The organism is Leifsonia sp. SIMBA_070 (assembly GCF_046534635.1).
Classification (GTDB): domain Bacteria; phylum Actinomycetota; class Actinomycetes; order Actinomycetales; family Microbacteriaceae; genus Leifsonia.
Map to the genome: position 1 here is coordinate 1 of NZ_JAWRYK010000228.1, position 275 is coordinate 275.

General features: G+C 43.6%; 1 protein-coding gene. It reads left to right on the top strand.

What is annotated here, in order from left to right; genetic code table 11:
* Positions 1-200: hypothetical protein (locus SB754_RS20140; protein WP_410784144.1), on the top strand; the 200-nt coding region annotated here is incomplete at its 5' end.
* Positions 201-275 lie beyond the last annotated feature (75 nt).

The following is a 275-nucleotide window of genomic DNA, read 5'->3' on the forward strand; positions in this document are numbered from 1 at the left end:
CCTATCATGTCATTAACAACCCGGCTGAACCACCAATCGGCTATGAAATTGCTCAAAATACAGCGACAAATACGGTTTATGTAGCTTCGCTCCCGCAAGACAGCGTGTTTGACCCTGCAACAGACCTCGGTAAAAAGTTCAAATCCGTTGCCCTGTCTTTGAATGAAGTAAAACAAGCATTTGTTCTGGTTAAACGCTAATTTCAACAAGACATAAAAATGCGAACACCCCTTGCAAGCCAACGAGCGCGAGGGGTGTTCGTTTGTTTTCTTTTT